Source organism: Rhizobium sp. BK316, from assembly GCF_014193695.1.
Classification (GTDB): domain Bacteria; phylum Pseudomonadota; class Alphaproteobacteria; order Rhizobiales; family Rhizobiaceae; genus Rhizobium.
Genome location: NZ_JACHZR010000002.1, coordinates 728,394 through 751,885, shown reverse-complemented (window position 1 = coordinate 751,885; position 23,492 = coordinate 728,394). Strand labels below are relative to the sequence as shown.

The window sequence follows — 23,492 nt, the reverse complement described above, 5'->3', positions numbered from 1 at the left end:
GAGTGATGAGGATATGAGCAGTTCCTATCGTTGGGTTATCGTCGCGGCCGGCGCACTGATGACGTGCGTTGCTCTCGGCGCCATGTTTTCTCTCGCAATTTTCCAGCAACCGATCGCCGACGCGACCGGCTGGTCGCATGCCGGCATCGCCAGCGCCATGACGCTGAATTTCATCGTCATGGGCATAGGCGGCTTCTTCTGGGGGGCAGCCAGCGACCGGTACGGACCGCGCCCGGTGGTGCTGATCGGCTCCGTGATCCTCGGGCTGGCGCTGATGCTGGCGAGCCGTGCAGAAACGCTCCTGCAGTTCCAACTGACCTATGGCGTGTTGGTCGGGCTTTCGGCCAGCGCTTTTTTCGCACCTATGATCGCCGCGACGACGGAGTGGTTCGACGAAAACCGCGGCCTTGCCGTCTCCTTGGTTTCGGCGGGCATGGGTGTTGCGCCGATGACGATCTCGCCCTTCGCGCGCTGGCTGATCACATCATATGAATGGCGCCCGGCGATGATGATCATCGGCATCGGTGCGCTCATCCTGATGATCCCGGCAGCACTTCTCGTGCGTCGGCGCCCGTCGCCGCCGCAGGATACGCATGAGGCCATCGTGTCAGCCGATGGCAGTGCCCCCAATCTGTGGATGGTTTTCCGCTCGCCGCAATTCATCGTGCTCGGGCTGACCTTCTTCGCCTGCTGCGCCGCCCATTCCGGACCGATCTTCCATATGGTGAGCTACGCAACGTTCTGCGGCGTCGCCCCGATGGCTGCCGTCAGCATCTACAGTGTTGAAGGCCTCGCTGGCCTCGGCGGGCGCCTGCTTTGCGGCACGCTGGCGGACCGGATCGGCGTGAAGCCGGTCATCATCGCAGGCCTGCTGGTGCAGGCGGCGGCCCTTGCCACCTATCTTGCCGTCAGCAAGCTCGGGGAGTTCTATGCGCTCGCCGTCATCTTCGGCAGCGCCTATGGCGGGGTGATGCCACTCTATGCCGTGCTGGCGCGTGAATATTTCGGACCGCGCGTCATCGGCACGGTGTTCGGGGCGGCGACAATGCTCTCCAGTATCGGCATGGCCTTCGGCCCACTGGTCGGTGGCTGGATCTATGACACCTATGCCAACTACTCGTGGCTGTTCATCGGCTCCGCGCTGGTCGGGCTCGGTGCGGCGGCGATCGCGCTCGCATTCCCGCCATTGCCGCGCCAGAAATCACAGCCCGCGCTCGGCACGGCCTGAGCATTTCTTTGTCTTTACGCAATTCCGAACGCAAAACACTCAAGCGCTTTTGCTGGAATTGCTCAGTCGAAACAGAGCTTGCGGTCGAGCTCGCCGAGCGGTCTCACACCTGCGAGAAGCGCCCTCGCCTCCTCCTCGTCGCGCTTGATTTGCGCGACGAGCGGATCGAGCCCGTCGAACTTCAGTTCGGGGCGAAGATAGCCGAAGAAGGAGACCGAGCAGGTCTGGCCGTAGAGATCGCCGCTGAAATCGAAAAGATAGGTTTCGAGCAGCGGCACGCCGTTTTCCGTCACCGTCGGACGCCGGCCATAGCTTGCCACCGCATCATAGAGCCTGCCGTTTTCGAGGCGGAAACGAACGGCGTAAATGCCGGCTGCAAGTTCCGCTTCCGGCGGCAGTTGCATATTGGCGGTCGGGAAGCCGAGCTGGCGGCCGAGCTTCTCGCCATCGATCACCTTCGCCTGCACCGTATAATGATAGCCGAGCATGGCGGCGACCGAGGAGACATCGCCTTCTTTCAGGAGCGCACGGATATGGCTCGAAGAGACGACATCCGTGTTCTCGTCGCGGAATGCGTCGATCAGGGTGACGCCGAAACCATATCTGTTGCCGGCATCCATCAGGAAGGCAGGTCCGCCCTCGCGGCCGCGGCCGAAATGGAAGTCGAAGCCGGTCACAACTTCGGACGCGCCGAGCCAGTCCTTCAGGATGGAATGGATGAAATCATCCGCCGAGCGCTGCGAGAATTCGTAGTCGAAGGGATATTCGATGACAGCGTTGAAGCCCAGCTCCTCCAGGATGCGGGCCTTGAAAGGCGCCGGCGTCAGGCGGAAGACCGGCGCATCCGGCTTGAAAACGGTGCGCGGATGCGGCTCGAAGGTCAGCACAAGGGCGGGAATGCCGCGCTCCCTTGCGATATCGAGAGCCCGGTTCAGCACCGATTGATGACCGCGGTGGACGCCGTCGAAATTGCCGATGGCGATGACGCCGCCCTTCAGATGCTCGGGCAGCGGATCGCGGGTTTCATTGCGGTGAAAAACGGTCATCGGCTTCAATTCTCTTATGCGAGGCGCGGCATCCACCACTTGGGCGCGGCTTTTTCCCGTTCGAGATAGGCATGCAGGATCGCCTCGTCGGTCTCGCCGTTCAGCGTATATTCCTTCGCGTGGATACCACCGCTGATGTAGAGAAGATCGAGCCCATAATTCAAGGCGCCGCGGACATCCGTCGGCATGCCATCGCCGATCGCCAGCACGCGGTCGATGGGGAAATCACCGCGGACCTCGCGGGCAGCGGCAAGGGTTGCCTCATAGATCGGCCGATGCGGCTTGCCGGCGATGCGGGTGGAGCCGCCGAGCTGCTCATAATAGGCGGCCATGGCGCCGGCGCAGGGGATGATGCGGTGGCCGCGCTCGACCACGAGATCGGGATTGGCGCAGATCATCGGCACGTCGCGGGCTTTGAACTCCAGCAGCATGTCCGTGTAATCCTCAGGCTTCTGCGTCTCGTCGTCGAAGAAACCGGTGCAGACAACCGACGTGGCTTCGCCGGCGGCGGCGCGCTCGATATCGAGGCCTTCGAGGATCGGGTTGTCACGTTCCGGGCCGAGCAGGAAGACCTTGCGCGGACCTTCGGCAATTAGCGCCCGCGTGACATCACCCGAGGTGACGATGCGGTCATAGGCACCGTCGGGCACGCCGATCTGACGCAGCTGCTCGACCACTTGCCAGGAGACGCGTGGCGAATTGGTGATGAGAACGACGGCTAGGCCCGCGGCGCGAGCCGCCTGCAGCGCCTCACCGGCCTTCGGAAACGGATCGACGCCGTTATGCACGACACCCCAGACATCGCAGAGCACCGCGTCATAACGATCGGTGATCTCGGAGAAGTTTGTAATCCGCTTTGCCATTCCGCTTTCCTGCTTCGCTTTCAGTCACCGGTGACATTGCAAAGGCGGGCTTCAATGGCAAGGCATTTTCTATATCAGGCGAAGAACGCCGGAGGCTCAAAAGCTGGACGTGAGCAAAGCTCGGTAACCACGCCGGACAAATCCGCCCATCTCCACAATTCCGGCACAAAAATCCGTGATGGCTCTCCTTGACTCCTTCAGGAGCCATCCCTAAATGCACGGCGTTAGCACTCACGGGAGTTGAGTGCTAGCATCCACCTTGTGGGCCACCCCGGTCCGCGAATGTCATTTGATCGAGGGATTAGACAATGGCAAGCACCAATTTCCGCCCGCTTCACGATCGCGTCGTCGTTCGCCGCGTTGAATCCGAAGAGAAGACCAAGGGCGGCATCATCATCCCGGACACAGCCAAGGAAAAGCCGCAGGAAGGCGAAATCGTCGCTGTCGGCTCCGGCGCCCGTGACGAATCCGGCAAGGTCGTAGCACTCGACGTCAAGGCTGGCGATCGCGTTCTGTTCGGCAAGTGGTCGGGCACCGAAGTCAAGATCAACGGCGAAGACCTTCTGATCATGAAGGAAGCCGACATCATGGGCATCATCGGCTGATCCAGCCGTTCGCCTTTTACCCGATATCGTTGACACCCCTTTTCAGGAGTTCTCAAAATGGCAGCTAAAGAAGTAAAATTCGGCCGCGGCGCGCGCGAAAAGATGCTGCGCGGCGTCGATATCCTCGCTGACGCAGTGAAGGTCACGCTCGGCCCGAAGGGCCGTAATGTCGTCATCGACAAGTCCTTCGGCGCTCCGCGCATCACCAAGGACGGTGTTTCGGTCGCCAAGGAAATCGAACTCGAAGACAAGTTCGAAAACATGGGCGCCCAGATGGTCCGCGAAGTTGCTTCGAAGACCAACGACGTCGCCGGCGACGGCACCACGACTGCTACGGTTCTCGCACAGGCCATCGTTCGCGAAGGCGCCAAGGCAGTTGCTGCCGGCATGAACCCGATGGACCTGAAGCGCGGTATCGACCTCGCTGTTGCCGAAGTCGTCAAGGATCTCCAGGCCAAGGCCAAGAAGATCAACACGTCGGAAGAAGTTGCCCAGGTCGGCACGATCTCCGCAAACGGCGAAAAGCAGATCGGTCTCGACATTGCTGAAGCAATGCAGAAGGTCGGCAACGAAGGCGTCATCACCGTCGAAGAAGCCAAGACCGCTGAAACCGAACTCGAAGTCGTCGAAGGCATGCAGTTCGACCGCGGCTACCTGAGCCCATACTTCGTCACCAACCCGGAAAAGATGGTTGCTGACCTCGAAGACGCCTTCATCCTCCTGCACGAAAAGAAGCTCTCGAACCTGCAGTCCATGCTCCCGGTTCTCGAAGCTGTCGTTCAGACCGGCAAGCCGCTCCTCATCATCGCTGAAGACGTCGAAGGCGAAGCCCTTGCAACGCTCGTCGTCAACAAGCTGCGCGGCGGTCTCAAGATTGCTGCCGTCAAGGCTCCGGGCTTCGGCGACCGCCGCAAGGCCATGCTGGAAGACATCGCTATCCTCACGGGCGGCACTGTCATCTCCGAAGACCTCGGCATCAAGCTCGAGTCTGTCACCCTCGACATGCTCGGCCGCACCAAGAAGGTTTCGATCTCCAAGGAAAACACCACGATCGTCGACGGCGCTGGCGCCAAGTCCGACATCGAAGGCCGTGTTGCCCAGATCAAGGCCCAGATCGAAGAAACCACCTCCGACTACGATCGCGAAAAGCTGCAGGAACGTCTTGCCAAGCTCGCTGGCGGCGTTGCCGTCATCCGCGTCGGCGGTTCGACGGAAGTCGAAGTGAAGGAAAAGAAGGACCGCATCGACGACGCCCTCAACGCAACGCGCGCTGCTGTTCAGGAAGGTATCGTACCGGGCGGCGGCGTCGCTCTGCTGCGTTCTTCCACGAAGATCAAGGCCAAGGGCGAAAACGACGACCAGGAAGCCGGCATCAACATCGTTCGCCGCGCTCTGCAGGCTCTGGTTCGCCAGATCGCTGAAAACGCAGGCGACGAAGCTTCGATCGTTGTCGGCAAGATCCTCGACAAGAACGAAGACAACTACGGCTACAACGCCCAGACCGGCGAATATGGCGACCTGATCCAGCTCGGCATCGTCGACCCGGTCAAGGTTGTCCGTACGGCTCTGCAGAACGCGGCTTCGGTTGCTTCGCTGCTGATCACCACGGAAGCCATGATCGCCGAGCTGCCGAAGAAGGACGCTCCGGCAATGCCGGGCGGCATGGGCGGCATGGGCGGTATGGACATGATGTGATAGGCCGAGGGCCTTTCACAGCATCGTTCATGAAACCGCCCATCATCTAAGATGGTTCAGCGCGCCAAGCGTGCTGAACTGGTGGTATGGACATGATGTAAGACCCCCTGGGTCGCACATTTGAGCCATTAGGTTCAGTTCAGGAAGGGCGGTCCTCGGGCCGCCCTTTCTTTTATTCAAGCGATTCGAAAAACACCTTGTTTAATAAGCCGCTTGAACGTTTAATCTGCTGCGGGAAGCGGGATTTTTGATCGAGGCTTTCGCGAAGCTTGCGCCGTGGTACATTTTACAATTGCGAAGAATTCGAGTGCAAAGCTCATAATTTACGAAGATTGCATGCTGTGCGGCGAGTGGAACCGTTTCCACGGCACGAAAAGCTGAGTTTCAGCCACAGAATTAGTGAGAAACCCACAAATCTGTAGAAAACCCTGATAATAACGTCAGCCTAACGCCCGGAAAAAGCCGTTGCCGTTTGCGCAAAAGCTCCTATAAATCCGCGCTGCAATTGACGTTCAGCCCGGAAGAATACTCGCCGCAGACGAGACCGGAGCACGCCAAAGGCCAATGCGTGAACATTCGGGCTTTCGAAGGTCTCCGCGAACATACGAGAGTAAATCTTGCGGAAGGCATTCGAGCGGCGACCATCTGAGGCGCCGCCGAGCAACTGTTCCCGCGAGATCAAGCACAGGCATGATGCCTGGCGCTACGTGATCCTGTTTCTTTGTGTTTGCCGAGTGTGCGGCGGGGCAGCCGCACCCGAACTGGGGAACGCCTTGTTTAAGATCGCCAAAGCCAATGCTGCCGCACCCTTGATGCCCGGCTCGCTGGACTACAACAATCATAATCACGAAATGTTGGCACAGTTTTCCGTGTCCGAAAGCTGGATCGGAGATTTTTCGACAGGTGTGATCAGGCTCGGAGAATGGAGCGCGATGCTGCACGGTCTCTCGGCGCAGGAATGCGGCCTGCTGAGCCTGGTGCGCTGCTATAACACTAGGGATCGCAACCACGTCCTGCAGCTCTTCGAGCAGGCGGCGACGCTTTCTTCATCCTTCTGTTTCTCGACGACCATCATCATGCCGAACGGTTTCCGTCAGCCGCTCTTCTGCATGGGCGAATCCAATGGGCTGGAAGAAAAATACAGCGGCAGCATGGTCGGTGTTTTCATCTTCCCGCGCTTCAAGCTGGAAGGTACCAGCCAGATCGCCAGCCGGCAGTAATCTGCCGTCAGGCACGCAAGAAAAAAGCAAGGCCGGTCCCACGACCGGCCTTTTCTGTTTCAATCCGAAGACCGTCAGGCGGGCTTCACCGGAATGTTGAGGCCCTTTTCGCTCGCCGGTCGGGCGATGCAACGCTGCAGCCAATCCATGACGGCAGGGAATTTCGCATAGTCCAGCACCTCGCGGCCGCCATAGAAGATGTCGGCGCCGCGGATCCAGGGGAAGGTCGTGATGTCTGCGATGGTGTATTCGTCGCCCATGATCCACTGACGACCCTGCAGGCGGCTTTCCAGCACGCCGAGCAGGCGCTTGGCCTCATCGCGGTAGCGCTCCACCGGATAGGAATTGTTGGCAACCTTGTCGGCGGCGAATTTATAGAAATGGCCGAACTGACCCAGCATCGGGCCGATGCCGGCCATCTGGAAAAAGACCCACTGGATGGTTTCATAGCGGCCCGCGGCATCAGCCGGGATCAGCTTGCCGGTCTTTTCCGCCAGATAGAGCAGGATGGCGCCGGATTCGAAAAGGCCGATCGGTTTTCCGCCCGGGCCGTTGGGATCGATGATCGCCGGAATGCGGCCGTTCGGGTTCAGCGAGACGAATTCAGCCGTCTTCTGATCCGTCGTCGCGAAGGAAACATAGTGGGCCTCATAGGGCAGAGCGAGCTCCTCCAGCGCCACTGAGATCTTCACGCCATTCGGTGTCTGAAGGGAATAAAGCTGGATAATGTCGGGGTTTTTCGCCGGCCAGCGGCTGGTGATCGGAAATGCGGAAAGATCGGCCATCGGTTTCTCCTTGGGTGAGGATGGCGACCATAGAAGACGCCTGCACTGCAAGGCAAGTCACCCGATCGTTTCGTATTAGTGAACAAACTGTCCGCTGGCGTTTATCTTTCCCTGACGCCAAAAAAAAGCGAAACAGGTGTCATCCGAGGTCCACCACGGTGCCGGGGCATCAAGACCTCTAAGTCATTCAACGGAGCAACGTCCATGTCGAATACGAACAACGTCCTCATCCTTCTTGCCCGCATTCTTCTGTCCTTCATGTTCATCCTTGCCGGCTTCGGCAAGGTAACCGATGCTGCCGGTACTGCGGGCATGATCGCCGGTGCCGGCCTGCCGGCAGCAACCCTTCTGGCCTATGTCGCAGGCCTCTTCGAACTGCTGGCCGGCCTCGCGGTTCTCACGGGCTTCCAGGTCCGCATTGTCGGCTGGCTGCTCGCCGGCTTCTGTGTCTTCACGGCCGTTGTCTTCCATCTGCCCTACGCAAGTGGCGCGGAACTCGTGAATATCCTCAACCAGATCATGGTCATGAAGAACATCACACTGGCCGGTGCGTACATCCTGCTCGCCACCGTCGGCGCCGGTGCCTATTCGATCGACGCACGCCGCGGCCTGCAGGCCGTCGCTGCCCGCTAATTCCATCTCCTCCCAAACATGCAAAACCCGCCGTCTGCTGACGGCGGGTTTTGCATGTTCAGTAATTTGGTTCAGAGAACCGCGCGGACAGCCTCGGCAATCGCCGTTACCGTCGGCGTATCGGCATGCGTATCCTTGCGGGCACGCACCAGGCAGGCTTCCGAGCGCAGGATGACGCCATCGGAGAGCACCTTGAGATGATTGGCGCGCAGCGTCGAGCCGGTCGAGGTGATATCGACGATGATGTCGGCCGAGCCGGAGGCCGGCGCGCCTTCGGTGGCGCCGAGGCTCTCGACGATGCGGTAGAGCTGAATACCGTGCTGGCTTGAGAAGAACTGCTGGGTCAGGCGCCAGTATTTCGTGGCGATCGCCAGGCGGCGGCCGTGACGCGCGCGGAAATCGGCAGCGACATCTACGAGATCGGACATGGTATCGACGTCCAGCCAGATCTCCGGCACGGCGACGACGACATCGGCATGGCCGAAGCCGAGGCGGGCGCAGAATTCCACCCGTCTGTCGGCTTCCGCCAGTCCCTCGCGCACGAGGTCTTCGCCGGTGACGCCGAAATCGATCGAGCCGTTGCCGAGCTCGCGGGAAATTTCCGAGGCCGAGAGGAAGGCGATCTCCACATCGTCCCAACCTTCGACGCGGCCGCGATAAGAGCGATCGTTGCCGACGGCATAGATTTTCATGCCGGCACGTTCGAAGATCGCAGAGGCGTCATCCTTCATTCGGCCCTTGGAGGGAAGCGCAATGGTAATCGTCATGCGGCGGCCCTTTCGGTTTCGATACGGTCGAGCCAGAGGGAGAAGCCGACGGCAGGAATACGGTCCTTGGCGCCGAGGAAGGTCATCAGCCGGTCGAAACGGCCGCCACCGGCGAGAACGGCTGAGGACCCCTCGACCATCACTTCGAAGACGAGGCCGGTATAATAATCGAGCGGACGGCCGAACGCGGCGCGGTATTCGATGAGCGAAAGATCGACGCCGGCATTGGCAATCGCTGCGACGCGACCATCGAAACGCGCCAGCGCATTGCCGAGCTTCAGTCCGGCCGCGTCAGCGAAATGCGAAAGTGCTGCAGAAGCATTGACGAGCGGCACGTTGAGCGACAGGAACTGCTCCAGCACCTGGAAAGCGGCGTCATCCAGCCGGGTCTCGGACAGGACGAGCTTTTCCTTCAGGCGGCGGGCGATCTCCTGCGGCGAGCGGCTGGCATTGGTGGAATAACCGGTCGCCTGCATCGTCTCGTCGATATAGGAAACCAGGGCCGCCTCATCATCCTCACCGACGAGCCGGGCGACATCATCATCAAGGCCGGTCACGAATTGCGGGCTGACGAGACGCGCCAGCAGCGTCTCCAGCTGGATCATGTTGCCGAAGGCATGGATCAGCCGCTTCTGCCAGCCAAGCGGCAGACCGAGCGCCTGCACCACTGCTTCGAACACGGCCTGATCGCCGATCGTCACCGAGAGTTGCCGGCCGGGCAGCAGACGAGACAGGATGCCGACGGCATCACCGATCGCGCGGGCATCGGCGCTCGCAAGGTTGATATCGCCGAGATCTTCGATGCCGGCCTGATAGAACTCGTTGCTGCCGTCGCGGCGCTGGCGGAAGACTTCGCCGAGATAGGAGTAACGCTTCGGCGTGCCTGTCGCGCTCTCGATATGGCGCAGACAGACGGGAATGGTGAATTCCGGGCGCAGGCACAGGCTGGCGCCGGTTTCGCTTTCCGTCATGAAGATGCGCCTGCGAAGATCCTCGCCGGCGATATCGAGAAAGGGTTCGGCCGGCTGGATGACCGGCGTGTCTATCCGCTCCGCCTTGCGGGTGGCGAATTCGTCCAGAAGCTCGCCGGAGAATTCGGGGAGGTTGATGAGGGCCATATCAGCCCGCCCTCTTCCGGTCCTCCGCCTGCGCGGCGAGGATTTCCTTCACCTTGGCGACGAGATCGGTTTCAACAACGGTTTCCTGCGCCACACGCGCCTCGCGCCAAGTCGTATTGTCCTCGATCTCGCCGGAGAGGCGCTTGCCTTCGATGAGATCCTTGATCTGAACGACACCCTGCGCACGCTCGTCGCCACCCTGGATGATGGCGATCGGGCAGCCGCGGCGGTCGGCATATTTCAGCTGGTTGCCGAACTTCTTCCAGTTGCCTTGGAACATCTCGGCACGGATGCCGGCGGCGCGAAGCTCCTGCGTGAAGCGCTGATAGCGGCCCATGGCCTCGACATCGCCATCCATGACGGTGACGAGCACCGGCTCGATGACATCCTGCTGGCCGAGCTTGCCGAGGTTCTTCAGCGCCGTCATCAGGCGCGAGACGCCGATGGAGAAGCCTGTTGCCGGGACGGGCTGGCCCATGAAGCGGGAGACGAGACCGTCGTAACGGCCGCCGCCGCCGACGGAGCCGAAGACGACCTTTTCGCCCTTTTCGTTGGTGACGTCGAAGAGCAGCTCGGCCTCGTAGACCGGGCCGGTATAATATTCGAGGCCGCGCACGACCGAGGGATCGATCTTGATGCGATCGGACTGATAACCGGCGCTGGTGACGAGTGCGCCGATGAAATTCAGCTCCTCGACGCCTTCGCTGCCCTTCTCGGTGCCTGCAACCAGTTCGGCGAGCCGGACGGCGCTTTCGGCATAGTTCTTGATGCCGACGAAGAAGAGGACCTTCTCGATCTGATCGTCGTTGAGTTTCGCGCCCTTGGTGAAGTCGCCGGATTCGTCCTTGCGGCCTTCGCCAAGCAGCAGGCGCACACCATCAGGGCCGAACTTGTCGAGCTTGTCGATGGCCCGCAGCACGTTGAGACGCTGGCCGGCCTTATCGTCGCCGCCGAGGCCGATCGCTTCGAGCACGCCGTCCAGAACCTTACGGTTGTTGACGCGGATGACATAGTCGCCGCGCTTGATGCCGAGGGCTTCCAGCGTATCGGACATCATCATGCACATTTCAGCGTCGGCCTGCACGCCCGGTGCACCAACCGTATCGGCATCGAACTGCATGAACTGGCGGAAACGGCCCGGACCCGGCTTCTCGTTGCGGAAAACGTAGCCGGCGCGATAGGTGCGGTAGGGAAGCTGGATCTCGTTGAAGTTTTCGGCAACATGACGGGCGAGCGGCGCCGTCAGGTCGTAACGCAGCGAAATCCACTGCTCGTCATCGTCCTGCAGCGAGAATACGCCCTCGTTCGGACGGTCGCTGTCCGGCAGGAACTTGCCGAGCGCATCGGTATATTCAAGCAGCGGCGTTTCGACCGGATCGAAACCATAATGCTCATAGACCTCACGGATCTTCGCGGTCATTTCGTTGACGGCGCGGAGATCGGCTGCGGAGCGGTCGACGAAGCCGCGCGGAAGGCGGGCCTTGAGCTTTTGTGGTTTCTTCTGCTTGTCGTTCATTTCGGGGGAGTTCCACATATGTGATAGTGGCGGTTTCCTAGCGGATTGGGCGGTTAGCGGCAAGGGCAGGGCCTTGATACGGCGACCAGAATCGATTGATCGATGAGGAAATGACCGAAACTCGGATATCGCCATGATCGCAGAAGCCCTGCAGTATCTCGCCACGTCAGCGCTCACGGGCAGCGCGCACGGCAGCTATATCCGTTATTCGGTCAATCTCTGGTCCCGCGCCGGACGATGCAGCAAGGACTGGGCCGCGCATGAGGAGAGCTGCAAGAATGCCATTCGCACTGCAATCGCGGGCCTTTCACAGCGGCGGACTGCCGTCGTGCTCGGCTCCGGACTGCTCCGGGATGTGCCGGTCGAGGAGCTGGCGAAGAGCTTCGACACCGTCGTCCTCGTCGATCTCGTGCATCTGGCATCGGTACGCCTGTGGCTGAAAGCCAAAGGCTTGCGGAACGTCCGGCTGATCGAACGCGATCTCTCCGGCTATGAGGCGCTTGCAGCCAAAGAGGCAGCGGAACCGCTCGGCTTCCTGCGCAACGTGCCCTATCTCGATTTCGTCGTCTCGGCCAATCTGCTCTCGCAAATCGGGCGCGGCGTAAAGCGGCGATACGAGACGAATGCTTCATCCGGGATGCCCACGGACACGGTCGAACGGCTGATCGCAGCGCATCTTCGAGGGTTGGCAGACCTGCCCTGCCGCACCTGCCTGCTGACGGACGTTTCCTATACCGTCATCGACCGCACCGGCAAAGTGCATGAGGGCGCGGATCTGCTGCATGGCATTGCGCCGCCCAAGGCAAAGGCCGGCTGGGACTGGCCGGTGGCGCCGCTTGGCGAGGAAAGCCGCGACTACCAGATCGTTCACAAGGTGATCGCCGCCTGGTGAGGTCCTTGGCTTTTTGCCTGTAGCTGCCTATGTTTTTCCCATGCGCGCTTTGGCCCTCATGACGATGTTCTTCGGCTGGCTGGTCTACAGCACCATGTCGGCATGGGCGGGCTGTCCGACCTGCGCATCGATGAATATGGCGGTTCAGCCAGAAACCACGTCGCACCACCATATGGACGGCATGGCCACGCCCGATATGGCAGCCAAAAGCGATTCCGCGAAAGATCCCTGCTCGACGAGCGCTGCGCATATGCCGCTCTGTGCCGCCTGCATGGTGCTGCCGGTCGCTGATCTGATTGCCGCCGGTGGCAAACCGGTTTTCGCCTACCCTTCTCCCGCACTCGACCGCGCGCTCAGAGATAACAGGCCCGCGCCGCAGGCGCCTCCTCCTCGTTTTATCTGACGATTTCTTTCACAGAACGGCAGCCGTGAGCTGTTACGCTAACCTATCATCAGACAGAGGAAGGAACTCTCATGTCTCTGAAAATCATCACCCTTTCCGCACTCATCGCCCTTGCTGCGCCGGCCTTTGCCGAGGACACGCCTGGCATGGACATGTCCAAGCCGATGGGCGATCACGGCCCGTCCAGCCATGCCTTCACCGAGGCCAATGACAAGATGCACAAGGATATGATGATCCAATTGAGCGGCGATACCGATGTGGATTTCGTCCGCAGCATGATCCCTCACCATCAGGGAGCGATCGACATGGCGAAGATCGAGCTGCAATACGGAAAGGATCCGGAAATCCGCAAGCTTGCGGAGGGTGTCATCAAGGCGCAGGAGGCTGAAATTGCCGAGATGAACGCCTGGCTCAAAGCACACGCCAAGTAGTTCGGCCAGAAATGCGAGGGCCGCAGTCGAAACCGCGGCCCTTTGTTTGAGCAGGCCCTACTTGATCAGGCCTTGGGCTCGAAATCGGCCGGGCGGCGGCCGGCGGCCTGACGGGTAAGCATCCAGCCCGGATATTCCGGCGCCAGCGCGCTGACCTCATCGAGCCGCTTGATCTCGTCGGCATCGAGCTTCAGCTTGACGGCGGCAAGGTTCTGGTCGAGCTGCTCGACACGCTTGGCGCCGATGATGACGGTCGTGACAAAGGGCTTGGCGAGGATATAGGCGAGCGCCACGGTGGCGACGCTGACGCCATGCCTTTCGGCGATTTCGCGCATGACGGCAACGCAGGCCCAGGCCCGGTCCTTATCGACTGGCGGGAAGTCGAAATTGGCGCGGCGGCCTTCGCCATTGCCCGGTGCGCCCGGGCCGTATTTGCCCGAGAGCAGGCCGCCTGCGAGCGGCGACCAGACCATGAGGCCGAGCTTTTCTTCCTGCAGCAGCGGCACGATATCGCGTTCGAGGTCACGGCCGGCGATTGAATAATAGGCCTGCACGGTCTCAAAACGGGCATAGTCCTTGCGCTCCGAAATCCCGAGCGCCTTGGCGATGCGCCATGCCTGCCAGTTGGACACGCCGACGTAGCGCACGAGCCCACGGGAGACGAGATCGTCGAGTGCGCGCAGCGTCTCGTCGATCGGCGTCACCGGATCGGTGGCATGGATCTGGTAGAGATCGATATGATCCGTCTGCAGGCGTTTGAGGCTGGCCTCGACGGAATCCATGATATGGCCGCGAGAGGCGCCGCGGTCGTTCGGCTTATCGCCCATGACGCCATAGACCTTGGTGGCGATGACGACATCCTTACGGGGGACGTTGAGGTTCTTCAGCGCCTGACCGAGCAGCCGCTCGGATTCGCCGAAGGAATAAACGTCAGCAGTATCGATGAAATTGACGCCAGCCTCCAGCGAGCGCCGGACGATCTCATCGGCTGCCTTCTGGTCGACATCGGCGATGGCACCCCAAGGAGTACCTTCCTTGGCTTCACCGAAGGTCATGGTGCCAAGGCAGATTTCAGATACGAAAAGTCCGGTATTTCCGAGTTGATTGTAACGCATGTCGAGAAATTCCCTTGTGTCTGCCGCTATAGGGGGTTGCGGACTGCTGAACTCTATTTTTTGATTATTGGCCTGCGCGTGACAGGAACAGCCGGGGCTGGCTGCAAGGTGAGGCAAGCTTCATGTAGGTCGCCGGCCCGCGTTTTTCAACGGAACACGGGCACCGTGCCGACCCGTGGCAACGCCCTTGTCTCGACACAGGCCGAGAATAGATTACCTGTCGTATTTCTAGAGGTGAGCATATGAGCACCCGACCATTGACCACGATCGGTTTCGATGCCGACGATACGCTTTGGCAGAACGAACATTATTACCGGCTGACGGAAGAGCATTTTACCAGGCTTCTTGCCGATTTTGCCGATGGAGCGACGATTTCCGAACGGCTTCTGGAAGCGGAGAAACGCAACCTCGCCCATTACGGTTTCGGCATCAAAGGCTTCACGCTGTCGATGATCGAGACGGCGATCGAGATCACCGAGGGCAAGGTGCCGTCGAAGGTGATCGCCAAGATCCTCGATACCGGACGCGACCTTCTGTCCCATCCTGTGGAGACCCTGCCGCATGTGCGCGACACGCTGGAGACGCTTGCCGGGAAGTATCTGCTGGTGCTGATCACCAAGGGCGACCTTTTCGACCAGGAGCGCAAGCTCGCCCAGTCCGGGCTCGGCGATTTCTTCGATGCGGTCGAGGTCGTTTCCGATAAGACGGCCGTTACTTATCGGCGCATCTTCTCAAAGGTCGGCGACGGGCCGGAGCGGGCAATGATGGTCGGCAATTCGTTGAAGTCCGATATCGTACCGGCCATCGCCGCCGGCAGCTACGGCGTCTTCGTGCCCCATGAACTCACCTGGGTGCTGGAGCGCGTCGAGGAGCCGAAGGACGCGCCGCGCTTCCGCAAGATCGGCCATCTTGGAGAACTGCACGGGCTGATCGACGGGTTACATTAAGCGAAACTATTTCCGCTTCGGAAAGAGGGACGGCTGCTCCTGCTGGGCAGGTGCCGGTTGTGTCGGCTGGGGAGCGGCGGCAAGCGGCTCGATCAGGATACTATAGGGGGCGCCCAGCCCGCGGCGCGGGGAGACCTTTGAATAATAGGGACGCAGCAACCAGGTGGCATTTTCCTTGACCGTCGTCTCGTAGCTCGTGCCGTCCTCATCGGTGCCGAAAAAGGCCTCGTCATCGGGCTTCGACAGGTCGAAGATCGCGAGAAAGGCATATTTGCTCTTCGTCTCGAAGCTGATCTTCACATGCTGGCCGGTGCGCACCGGCAGAGTATAGACATGGCTGTTGCCGAACTTGGTCCAGCCTTTCAGCTGCATGGTCACGGCCGGAAACTGCAGCTTTTCGAGCTTCTCACCGGGATCGAGCTGCGGCGTCTGCGCAAGGGCTGCGGAGGCGGACAGGAAAAGTGCTGCGGCAAGGGTGGTAATTGATTTCATGGGCGATTTCATGGACGCACCAATGCTGCGCGCATCGCCTCCACTTCAGCGCGGCAGAAGCAGCCTTCGAGATGATCGTTGACGAGACCCATAGCCTGCATGAAGGCATAAACTGTGGTCGGTCCGACAAACGTCCAGCCGCGCTTCTTCAAATCCTTCGATATCCTGACTGATGTTTCGGTCGTCGGGTTGGCGACGATATGCTCCCTGTCGACGATATCCGGCCGATCCTCGGGGCGAGGCTCGTAGCGCCAGAAATAGCGCGCGAGGGAGCCGAATTCACTGCGCAGATCGATCGCGCGCCGGGCATTGTTGATCGTCGAGACGATCTTGCCGCGATGGCGGATGATTCCAGCATCGGCGAGGCAGCGGGCGATATCCTCGTCGCCGAAGCGCGCCACCTTCTCGAAATCGAAACCGGCGAAAGCAGCGCGAAAATTCTCGCGCTTGCGCAGGATCGTCAGCCAGGAAAGACCGGACTGGAAGCCTTCGAGGCAGATCTTCTCGAAGAGCCTGATATCATCGGTCACCGGCCTGCCCCACTCCTCATCATGGTAGCGCAGATAGTCGGGCAGATTCGCATGCCAGTGGCAGCGGCTCTTGCCGTCCTCGCCGATGATGATGCCGGTTTCGCTCATATTTTCTTCTCGTTTTCTGCCTGCGAACCCGGCTTTACCATTTGCAAACCTTCTTTCCAAACCGAACGATAACCCTGACGAAAAGTTTATTCGGTCCTTCGTCTTTTAATGAATCCACATTTACCATTCGCTGGCGGGCGCGGTGGCAGCATGACCGCAGGCGGACAATTCCGCCAGCACATTTTCGGTCATTTGTAGAGAGTTCGTCCGATGATGAAATCCCTTGTTCTTGCCGCAGCCATGCTCGGCATTCTGTCCACGGCCGCCCTTGCAGACGACCGCTATGCCAACCGTCCACCCGTCGTGCTGAGCCCCGATCTCACCGCTCCCTGGGTCAACCAGCTCGGCGGAGGCCCGGTTCGTCCCGTCGTCTACCAGCGGCCGGTCGTCGTGCAGCAGCGCGGCCTCTTCCAGCAGCGTCGCACGGTCATCCAGCGCGCGCCGCAACCGGCGCCGCAGACCGTGTCTGCCATCCGTCCCGGCATTCCCGTCATCCGCGGACAGGTCGAGCCGCAATTCCTACCGCAGATGGTCGACTACGACACGAAGGAAAAACCCGGTACGCTTGTCATCGACACCAACAACCGCTTCCTTTACCTCGTTATGGATGGTGGCAAGGCCCGCCGCTATGGCGTCGGGGTCGGCAAGCCCGGCTTCGAATGGGCCGGTGCCCACAAGATCACCCGCAAGTCGGAGTGGCCGGACTGGACGCCACCCTCGGAAATGGTGAGCCGCGAAGCCGCCAAGGGCCATTATCTTCCTGCCCGCATGGATGGCGGCCCGGAAAATCCGCTCGGCGCCCGCGCCATGTATCTCGGCTCCACCCTCTACCGCATCCACGGCACGAATGCGCCCTGGACGATCGGCAGCGCCGTCTCCTCCGGCTGCATCCGCATGCGCAACGAAGACGTGGTCGACCTTTACGATCGCGTCAATGTCGGCACCCGCGTCATCGTGATGTAGAAAGCAAATAACGGCCAGCGGGCGGCAAGAACAGCCGCCCGCTGGACAACAAAAAATCGCGTCCCTCACCTCTCCGACTTGAAATTCAAACCGATTTGACTAGCCTCTAGCGGTCCTGAAGGAGAGGGTATCGAAAATGAAGCAATTTCTGAGGCTCGCGGCGGCGGCTGCCGTTGCGTTGTCCTGTACGGTCGTGACCGTCAGCGCGGAACCGGTCATGACGGCTACGGACGCCGTGCGTGGCGTCAAGCAGACCCGCGAGATCAAGCCGCAGTTCCGCAAGCGTGTCGTCCGTCTAGCTACCAGCGAAAAGCCCGGCACTGTTATCGTCGACACCAATAACAAGTTTCTCTACCTCGTCGAAGGCAACAACCGCGCCACGCGCTACGGTATCGGCGTCGGCCGCGACGGCTTCGGCTGGTCGGGTGTCGTAACGGTCGGGCGCATGGCCGAATGGCCGAGCTGGACGCCGCCGGCTGAGATGCGCGCCCGCGAAGCGCGTGCGGGTCACAATCTTCCCGCCGTTCAGCCCGGCGGCCCCGACAATCCGCTCGGCGCGCGTGCCATGTATCTCTACAAGGGCGGCCGCGACACGATCTTCCGCATTCACGGCACGAACCAGCCCTGGACGATCGGCCTCAACATGTCCTCCGGCTGCATTCGCATGATGAACGACGACGTGTCGCATCTTTACAAGCGCGTCTCCGTCGGCACCAAGGTCATCGTCGTCGGCCCCGGCAACAAGCAGGGCAACGTCGCTTTCCAGGACAAGGGCATCGATATCCTGCGCACCATGTTCGGCGGTTGAGCGACGCTTCCGGCAAAAAATGAAGGCGCACTCGGATGCGCCTTTTTATTTTTTAAAATTGTGACACAGAACTCTGCCAATGAATCGAACTGATAACCTTTTTGGTCGTTCGGGGATATTCAATGGCATATGCATTGCGTCTTTCCACCTCGCTTCTGGCCACCTCGCTTCTGGCAGGCCTTGCGTTTTCCGCTCTTGCATCGGTTGCCGGCACGGCTTCGGCCGAAGATCTGGAATTTTCCATCTACGGCGGTTACCAGACGGCACCGCACAGCCACGTCGATGTTTCCGACGGCACCTCCTTCAGTGCTGGCTGGGAAGGCAAGTCCTTCGGCAGCCCGCCCTATTACGGCGGCCGCGTCACCTGGTGGCTGGGCGACTTCAACCTGCCGAACTGGGGCGTGTCGCTCGACTACACCCATGACAAGGTCTATGCCGACGACGAAACCATGGCGCGTTCGCCGGGCTGGACGCATTTCGAATTCACCGACGGCCTGAACCTGCTGACGGTCAACGGCCTCTATCGCTTCAAGGACCCGGCGCGCCGCTGGACCCCCTATCTCGGCGCCGGTGTCGGCGTGAACATTCCGCATGTCGAAGTCACCCGTCCCCAGGGCACGACCTTCGACTACGAATTCGGTGGCGTGACCCTCCAGGCGCAGGCCGGCGTCGACTTCCGCGTCACCGACAACTGGTCGACCTTCGTCGAATACAAGGGCACCTATTCGCGCGTCGACGTGCCGATCGACAGCGGCGACCGTCTGAAGACGAACATCGTCACCAACGCGGTCAATGTCGGTATTTCATACCACTGGTAGAATTCGAGCCGCGGGACTATTTCGTGCCGCAGATCACCTTGCCTTCCACAACGAAGAAGCTGGCGCCGCTTTCGATCCGCAGCGCGTAGGTGCCGCCGAAATTCGGCGAAGACTTGCCTTTCCCGCCGGCGAGAACCGCGAGATCCAGCGACTCGCTTCCGGTGTCGTCCCCTTCCGTATCGAAGACTTCCAGGCGCAGGTCGCCATCGCGCGACCAGCGGTTCGTCAGGTCCTTCGATTCGAAGATCCGCTTGCTGAAGTTTTCGGATTTGGAAGCGTCCTTGAGCATCAGCGCGCCGCGAAAATGGATGAGCTTGTGGCCGCCTCCGTCTTCAAACGCGCTTTCGAGGGTAAAGCGCACGTCCTTGTCATCGGCAGAACAGAAATATCTGACATCGGCGTGCGCCGCACCAGCCGCGCCGAGCAACATGCCAAGCACCATCAATCCGCGCCACATAGCCAAAACTCCCTGCGATCCGCCAATGAATCGGTACTCTCAGGCTAGCTGCAAACCTCTTAATTTTTCAGGCACAGAGCCTCCGTAAGCCCAATCCAGGAGTTCGACCGTATGCAGGATCGGCGTTGATGTGCCCGACCTTATCTGCGTGATGCAGCCGATATTGCCTGTCGCGATGATATCCGCCTTCGTGGCCTCGATGTTCTTGACCTTGCGGGTCTTGAGGGCCGCGGAAATATCCGGCTGCATGATGTTGTAGGTACCGGCCGAGCCGCAACAGAGGTGGCCTTCCGCCGGATCGCGAACGGTAAAACCTGCCGCCTTGAGCAGATGCTTCGGCGCCATGGTGATCTTCTGGCCGTGCTGCATGGAGCAGGCGGAATGATAGGCAACCGTAATGCCCCTCGGCATGTGCGCAGGCAGTTCGAGTCCAGCAAGATACTCGGTGATATCCTTGGCAAGAGCCGAGACGCGCGCCGCCTTGCCGGCATAGGCCGCGTCAAGGCGCAGCATGTGGCCGTAATCCTTGATCGTCGTGCCGCAGCCGGAAGCGGTGATGATGATCGCGTCGAGGCCGCCAGCCTCGATTTCGCGGGTCCAGACATCGACATTGGCGCGGGCCGAAGCCAGGGCCTGTTCCTCGTGTCCCATGTGGTGGACCAGGGAACCGCAGCAGACTTCGCCCTCGGGGACGACGACCTCTATACCAAGGCGCGTCAGCAGCCGGATGGTCGCCTCGTTGATGGCGGGATCGAGAACGGGCTGTGCACAGCCGGTGAGGATCGCGACACGGCCGCGGCGTTCGGCCTGCGGCTCATGTCGGCCGGGCCGAGCGAAGGGCGAAGGTGCCGGAATGCTGCTCGGCGCAAGCGCCAGCATGGCGGCAAAGGGCTTCAGCGCGGGTCCGCGCATCAGGCCGGCAAAGGGACGGCCGATGCGGGCCAGCGCAAGAGCCGCCCGAAAGCGGCCGGGATAGGGCAGCACCGCTGCGAGGATGGCCCGCGTCAGCCGGTTCATGAACGGCCGCTTATAGGTCTTTTCGATATGGACCCGGGCATGGTCGACGAGATGCATGTAATCGACGCCGGAAGGACAGGTCGTGGTGCAAGCGAGGCAGGACAAACAGCGGTCGATATGGGTGACGACCTCGGTATCGGCCGCACGGTCGTTTTCCAGCATGTCCTTGATGAGGTAGATGCGCCCGCGCGGGCTGTCGAGCTCGTTGCCGAGGGTCACATAGGTCGGACAGGTGGCGGTGCAGAAACCGCAATGCACGCATTTGCGCAGGATCTGCTCGGATTCGGCCACATGCGGATCGGCAAGCTGGGCAAGGGTGAAGTTGGTCTGCATTTCAATGTCTCGCCATCTTGTCCGGATTGAAGATCCCTGCCGGATCGAAGCTTTGTTTCACCCGGCGCGACAGCAATGCCACGGCCTCCTCCTCAGGCTGAAAGGTCGATATCGCAGCCCTAGCACCAGCGGGTGCACGGATCAGCGTCGCATGACCGCCGCCAAGCGCCTTGACGAAGCGGCGGACGAGATCGGCCTCCGGATCGGCTTCCATGCGCATCCAGACGAGACCACCCTGCCAGTCATAGAAGGCATCGACGCCGGCTTCGAGCCTCAAGGCCGCAACGAGCTGGTGGCCGATGCTTGGCGCCATGGACACGCGCCAGACGGGCCGCGCGGTTCCATCGGCATAGGGTGCCACGTCGCGGATCTCCTGCCAGAGCTGCCGGCTGGCGGCCTGATCGAGTCTTACGGCCTGACCGAACGACCCCATCGCCGACAGAAGCTTTGCCGCGCGTGAGTCCACCGAGCCGGGCAGGCCTTCGATGCGCAGCACCGTCGCCTCTCCCTCCGGCAGCTTGCCGCCGAGGAATTTCCAGGTCACGGTCAACGGCAGATGGGCGGCACCCGAGACTTCCACCGGCCGAGCCATGGCCGCTGCCATCACATTTGCAGCCTCGGCATCGTTGAGACCGGAGATGACGATGGTTTCCTCAGTCTTGGGGCACGGCGGCACGCGGAAAGTCACCTCTGTCAGGAAACCGAGCGTGCCGTACGAACCGGCAAGCAGCTTCACCAGATCGAGGCCGGTGACATTCTTCATCACCCGGCCGCCGGCCTTGATGATCTCGCCCCTGCCATTGACGAAGCGGATACCGAGCAGGCTGTCGCGCGCCGCACCCGCCACGAAGCGGCGCGGACCGGAGACGTTGGCGGCAAAGACGCCGCCGATCGTCGGTTCACCCGACGTGCCCATCAGGGCGCGGTGATCCATGGGCTCGAAGGCCAGCATCTGGCTGTTTTCGGCCAGCGCTGCCTGGACTTCGGCAAGCGGCGTGCCCGCCTTTGCGGTCATCACCATTTCACCGGGATTATAGGCGACAATGCCGGAAAGGCCGGTCGAGCGCAGGCGATCCTTCGCCTCGACGGCATTGCCGAAGCCCGAGCGCGTGTCGCCGCCGCTGATGGCAAGCGCACGGCCCTCTTGTGCATGCGCACGGATGATTGCTGCGGCTTCCTCTTCGCTTGCCGGCACCAGATCGATCATGCGGCCGAACGCCCCTCAAGCGGGAAGACCTTGGACGGGTTTAGCAGCCATTGCGGATCGAACGCGGCGCGTGCCGCCATCTGCTGGGCGAGATCGGCCTCGGAATATTGATGGCGCATCAGGTCACGTTTCTCGATACCGACGCCGTGTTCGCCGGTCAGGCAGCCGCCGGCATCGACGCAGAGCTTCAGGATGTCGTTGCCGGCCGCTTCGGCCTTGGCGGCATCCTCTGGATCATTGGCATTGAAGAGGATCAGCGGATGCATGTTGCCGTCGCCGGCATGGAAGACGTTGGCGACGCGCAGGCCGTAACTTGCAACGATCTCCGACGTGCGTTGCAACACATGCGAAAGCTGGCTCAGCGGCACCGTGCCATCCATGCAGATATAATCGGCGATGCGGCCGGTGGCGCCGAAAGCAGACTTGCGACCCTTCCAGATCAGCGCCGCCTCGGTCGCCGACTGGCATTCGCGCACCGTCTTGACGCCATGGGTGCGAGCGATGTCGACGATGCTTTTCAGCATGTCGTCCATTTCCGTTTCCGATCCCTCGACCTCGACGATCAGCAACGCGCCGACATCGAGCGGATAACCGGCATGGGCGAAGGCCTCGCAGATCTCGATCGCCGGCTTGTCCATGAATTCGATGGCAACGGGAATGATGCCGGCGGCGATCACATCGGCAACGCAGCGGCCGGCTTCCTCGGAGCTTTCGAAACCAAATAGTACCGGGCGGGCACCCTCCGGCTTGGCGATGAGCCGCACGGTCGCTTCGGTGACGATCCCGAGCTGGCCCTCATGGCCGCAGACGAGGCCGAGCAGATCGTAGCCTGCTGCATCCAGGGCCTTGCCGCCGAGTTCGATCACCGTGCCGTCGGTCAGCACCATTTTCACACCGAGCAGGTTGTTGGTCGTCACGCCATATTTCAGACAGTGTGCGCCACCGGAATTCATGCCGATATTGCCGCCGATCGTGCAGGCGAGCTGGGAGCTCGGGTCCGGCGCATAGAAGAAACCATCCGCGGAGACGGCTTCCGAAATGTTGAGATTGGTGACACCGGCCTGAACGACGGCGCAGCGATTGGCAAAGTCGATTTCGAGGATGCGGTTCATCTTCGACAGGCCGAGCACGACTGCATCTTCCTGCGGGATCGCACCGCCCGAAAGCGACGTGCCGGCGCCGCGCGGGACAACCGGAATGCCGTAGCGATGACAGTATTTCATAACGGTTGCCACTTCCGCCGTCGAGCGTGGCAGGGCGACGGCGAGCGGCAGGCGGCGGTAGGAAACGAAGGCATCCGTCTCGAAGGGCACGAGTTCGCGCGCTTCATGGATCAGACATTCCGGCGGCAGGAGATCGATAAGATCGGCAACGATTTCCTTGCGGCGCGCCAGGACATCGGGACGTGGAGCGAGAAACGAAATGGCGTCGGACATGGCGTTCTCCCTCGGCCGGCATCACGGAAACCGGCCGCAAATCCTCCCTGCGAACGGTT

The 23,492-nt window shown here is 61.0% G+C and carries 25 protein-coding genes; 12 read left to right on the top strand and 13 right to left on the bottom strand.

Going from position 1 to position 23,492, the window contains the following annotated elements:
• Window positions 1–13: 13 nt before the first annotated feature.
• The gene (locus FHT87_RS12235; RefSeq protein WP_183802135.1) at window positions 14–1,228 is read left to right on the top strand and encodes an MFS transporter; all 1,215 of its coding nucleotides are present in this window, start codon (window positions 14–16) and stop codon (window positions 1,226–1,228) included.
• A 62-nt stretch (window positions 1,229–1,290) separates the two neighbouring features.
• Here FHT87_RS12235 and FHT87_RS12230 read toward each other — a convergent pair whose 3' ends face one another.
• Both FHT87_RS12230 and FHT87_RS12225 read right to left on the bottom strand, forming a co-directional pair.
• Window positions 1,291–2,274 carry a bifunctional riboflavin kinase/FAD synthetase gene (locus FHT87_RS12230; RefSeq protein WP_183802132.1) on the bottom strand — a complete coding sequence of 328 codons (984 nt, stop codon included), beginning with the start codon at window positions 2,272–2,274 and terminating at the stop codon, window positions 1,291–1,293.
• A 14-nt stretch (window positions 2,275–2,288) separates the two neighbouring features.
• Complete coding sequence (locus tag FHT87_RS12225) at window positions 2,289–3,137, bottom strand: TIGR01459 family HAD-type hydrolase (RefSeq protein WP_183802130.1); 849 nt, start codon at window positions 3,135–3,137, stop codon at window positions 2,289–2,291.
• A 308-nt stretch (window positions 3,138–3,445) separates the two neighbouring features.
• On the opposite strand from FHT87_RS12225, the gene groES reads away from it, so the two are divergent.
• The 3 genes from groES (at window position 3,446) to FHT87_RS12210 (ending at window position 6,657) form a co-directional block, all read left to right on the top strand.
• Complete coding sequence (gene groES, locus FHT87_RS12220) at window positions 3,446–3,742, top strand: co-chaperone GroES (RefSeq protein WP_004675403.1); 297 nt, start codon at window positions 3,446–3,448, stop codon at window positions 3,740–3,742.
• A 57-nt stretch (window positions 3,743–3,799) separates the two neighbouring features.
• The gene (gene groL / locus FHT87_RS12215) at window positions 3,800–5,437 is read left to right on the top strand and encodes a chaperonin GroEL (protein WP_183749093.1); all 1,638 of its coding nucleotides are present in this window, start codon (window positions 3,800–3,802) and stop codon (window positions 5,435–5,437) included.
• Window positions 5,438–6,210: 773 nt separating this feature from the next.
• Window positions 6,211–6,657, top strand: coding sequence for a hypothetical protein (locus FHT87_RS12210; protein WP_183802127.1), 447 nt, complete (start codon window positions 6,211–6,213; stop codon window positions 6,655–6,657).
• 74 nt (window positions 6,658–6,731) lie between these two features.
• On the opposite strand, the gene FHT87_RS12205 is transcribed toward FHT87_RS12210, so the two are convergent.
• Entirely contained in the window at window positions 6,732–7,442 is a 711-nt protein-coding gene (locus FHT87_RS12205) for a glutathione binding-like protein (RefSeq protein WP_183802124.1), read from the bottom strand.
• A gap of 204 nt (window positions 7,443–7,646) precedes the next feature.
• On the opposite strand from FHT87_RS12205, the gene FHT87_RS12200 reads away from it, so the two are divergent.
• Window positions 7,647–8,075, top strand: coding sequence for a DoxX family protein (locus FHT87_RS12200; RefSeq protein ID WP_183802121.1), 429 nt, complete (start codon window positions 7,647–7,649; stop codon window positions 8,073–8,075).
• Window positions 8,076–8,146: 71 nt separating this feature from the next.
• On the opposite strand, the gene hisG is transcribed toward FHT87_RS12200, so the two are convergent.
• Genes hisG through hisS form a run of 3 tightly spaced genes read right to left on the bottom strand, consistent with a single transcriptional unit; the run spans window position 8,147 to window position 11,476 of the window.
• Window positions 8,147–8,842, bottom strand: coding sequence for an ATP phosphoribosyltransferase (gene hisG / locus FHT87_RS12195; RefSeq protein WP_183802118.1), 696 nt, complete (start codon window positions 8,840–8,842; stop codon window positions 8,147–8,149).
• The gene (locus tag FHT87_RS12190) at window positions 8,839–9,960 is read right to left on the bottom strand and encodes an ATP phosphoribosyltransferase regulatory subunit (protein ID WP_183802115.1); all 1,122 of its coding nucleotides are present in this window, start codon (window positions 9,958–9,960) and stop codon (window positions 8,839–8,841) included. The genes hisG and FHT87_RS12190 overlap by 4 nt, the downstream gene beginning before the upstream one ends.
• 1 nt (window position 9,961) lies before the next feature.
• Window positions 9,962–11,476 carry a histidine--tRNA ligase gene (gene hisS, locus FHT87_RS12185; protein ID WP_183802112.1) on the bottom strand — a complete coding sequence of 505 codons (1,515 nt, stop codon included), beginning with the start codon at window positions 11,474–11,476 and terminating at the stop codon, window positions 9,962–9,964.
• A 133-nt stretch (window positions 11,477–11,609) separates the two neighbouring features.
• Between hisS and FHT87_RS12180 the strand changes: the two genes are divergently transcribed.
• From FHT87_RS12180 to FHT87_RS12170, 3 genes are all read left to right on the top strand, one after another.
• Window positions 11,610–12,368, top strand: a complete 759-nt coding sequence (locus FHT87_RS12180; protein WP_183802110.1) for a hypothetical protein — start codon at window positions 11,610–11,612, stop codon at window positions 12,366–12,368.
• Between the two features lie 40 nt (window positions 12,369–12,408).
• Window positions 12,409–12,771: a hypothetical protein gene (locus FHT87_RS12175; RefSeq protein ID WP_183802107.1), complete on the top strand. Its 363-nt coding sequence runs from the start codon at window positions 12,409–12,411 to the stop codon at window positions 12,769–12,771.
• Window positions 12,772–12,842: 71 nt separating this feature from the next.
• A complete protein-coding gene (locus FHT87_RS12170; RefSeq protein WP_183802104.1) occupies window positions 12,843–13,202 on the top strand; it encodes a DUF305 domain-containing protein in 360 nt (119 codons plus the stop codon).
• Window positions 13,203–13,267: 65 nt separating this feature from the next.
• Here the strand turns inward: FHT87_RS12170 and FHT87_RS12165 are convergent, their stop codons facing one another.
• The gene (locus tag FHT87_RS12165; protein WP_183802101.1) at window positions 13,268–14,317 is read right to left on the bottom strand and encodes an aldo/keto reductase; all 1,050 of its coding nucleotides are present in this window, start codon (window positions 14,315–14,317) and stop codon (window positions 13,268–13,270) included.
• Window positions 14,318–14,559: 242 nt separating this feature from the next.
• Here FHT87_RS12165 and FHT87_RS12160 point away from each other — a divergent pair, with 242 nt between their 5' ends.
• Window positions 14,560–15,264: an HAD family hydrolase gene (locus FHT87_RS12160; protein WP_183802098.1), complete on the top strand. Its 705-nt coding sequence runs from the start codon at window positions 14,560–14,562 to the stop codon at window positions 15,262–15,264.
• Between the two features lie 6 nt (window positions 15,265–15,270).
• On the opposite strand, the gene FHT87_RS12155 is transcribed toward FHT87_RS12160, so the two are convergent.
• Together FHT87_RS12155 and FHT87_RS12150 are read right to left on the bottom strand one after the other, a co-directional pair.
• On the bottom strand, window positions 15,271–15,756 hold the full coding sequence (locus FHT87_RS12155) for a hypothetical protein (RefSeq protein ID WP_183802095.1): 486 nt from the start codon (window positions 15,754–15,756) through the stop codon (window positions 15,271–15,273).
• Between the two features lie 8 nt (window positions 15,757–15,764).
• Window positions 15,765–16,394, bottom strand: a complete 630-nt coding sequence (locus tag FHT87_RS12150; protein WP_183802092.1) for a DNA-3-methyladenine glycosylase I — start codon at window positions 16,392–16,394, stop codon at window positions 15,765–15,767.
• A gap of 210 nt (window positions 16,395–16,604) precedes the next feature.
• On the opposite strand from FHT87_RS12150, the gene FHT87_RS12145 reads away from it, so the two are divergent.
• From FHT87_RS12145 to FHT87_RS12135, 3 genes are all read left to right on the top strand, one after another.
• Window positions 16,605–17,357 (top strand): L,D-transpeptidase, encoded by a 753-nt coding sequence (locus FHT87_RS12145; protein ID WP_183802089.1) that lies wholly within the window; start codon window positions 16,605–16,607, stop codon window positions 17,355–17,357.
• A gap of 136 nt (window positions 17,358–17,493) precedes the next feature.
• The gene (locus FHT87_RS12140) at window positions 17,494–18,165 is read left to right on the top strand and encodes a L,D-transpeptidase (RefSeq protein ID WP_183802086.1); all 672 of its coding nucleotides are present in this window, start codon (window positions 17,494–17,496) and stop codon (window positions 18,163–18,165) included.
• A 122-nt stretch (window positions 18,166–18,287) separates the two neighbouring features.
• A complete protein-coding gene (locus FHT87_RS12135) occupies window positions 18,288–18,983 on the top strand; it encodes an outer membrane beta-barrel protein (RefSeq protein WP_183802083.1) in 696 nt (231 codons plus the stop codon).
• A gap of 16 nt (window positions 18,984–18,999) precedes the next feature.
• On the opposite strand, the gene FHT87_RS12130 is transcribed toward FHT87_RS12135, so the two are convergent.
• From FHT87_RS12130 to FHT87_RS12115, 4 genes are read right to left on the bottom strand one after another with little or no spacing between them, the layout of a single operon-like run.
• A complete protein-coding gene (locus FHT87_RS12130) occupies window positions 19,000–19,440 on the bottom strand; it encodes a hypothetical protein (RefSeq protein ID WP_183802080.1) in 441 nt (146 codons plus the stop codon).
• 39 nt (window positions 19,441–19,479) lie between these two features.
• Window positions 19,480–20,790 carry a glycolate oxidase subunit GlcF gene (gene glcF, locus FHT87_RS12125; RefSeq protein WP_183802077.1) on the bottom strand — a complete coding sequence of 437 codons (1,311 nt, stop codon included), beginning with the start codon at window positions 20,788–20,790 and terminating at the stop codon, window positions 19,480–19,482.
• Window position 20,791: 1 nt separating this feature from the next.
• Complete coding sequence (locus FHT87_RS12120) at window positions 20,792–21,997, bottom strand: FAD-binding protein (RefSeq protein ID WP_183802074.1); 1,206 nt, start codon at window positions 21,995–21,997, stop codon at window positions 20,792–20,794.
• Window positions 21,994–23,433: an FAD-linked oxidase C-terminal domain-containing protein gene (locus FHT87_RS12115; RefSeq protein ID WP_183802072.1), complete on the bottom strand. Its 1,440-nt coding sequence runs from the start codon at window positions 23,431–23,433 to the stop codon at window positions 21,994–21,996. The genes FHT87_RS12120 and FHT87_RS12115 overlap by 4 nt, the downstream gene beginning before the upstream one ends.
• Window positions 23,434–23,492 lie beyond the last annotated feature (59 nt).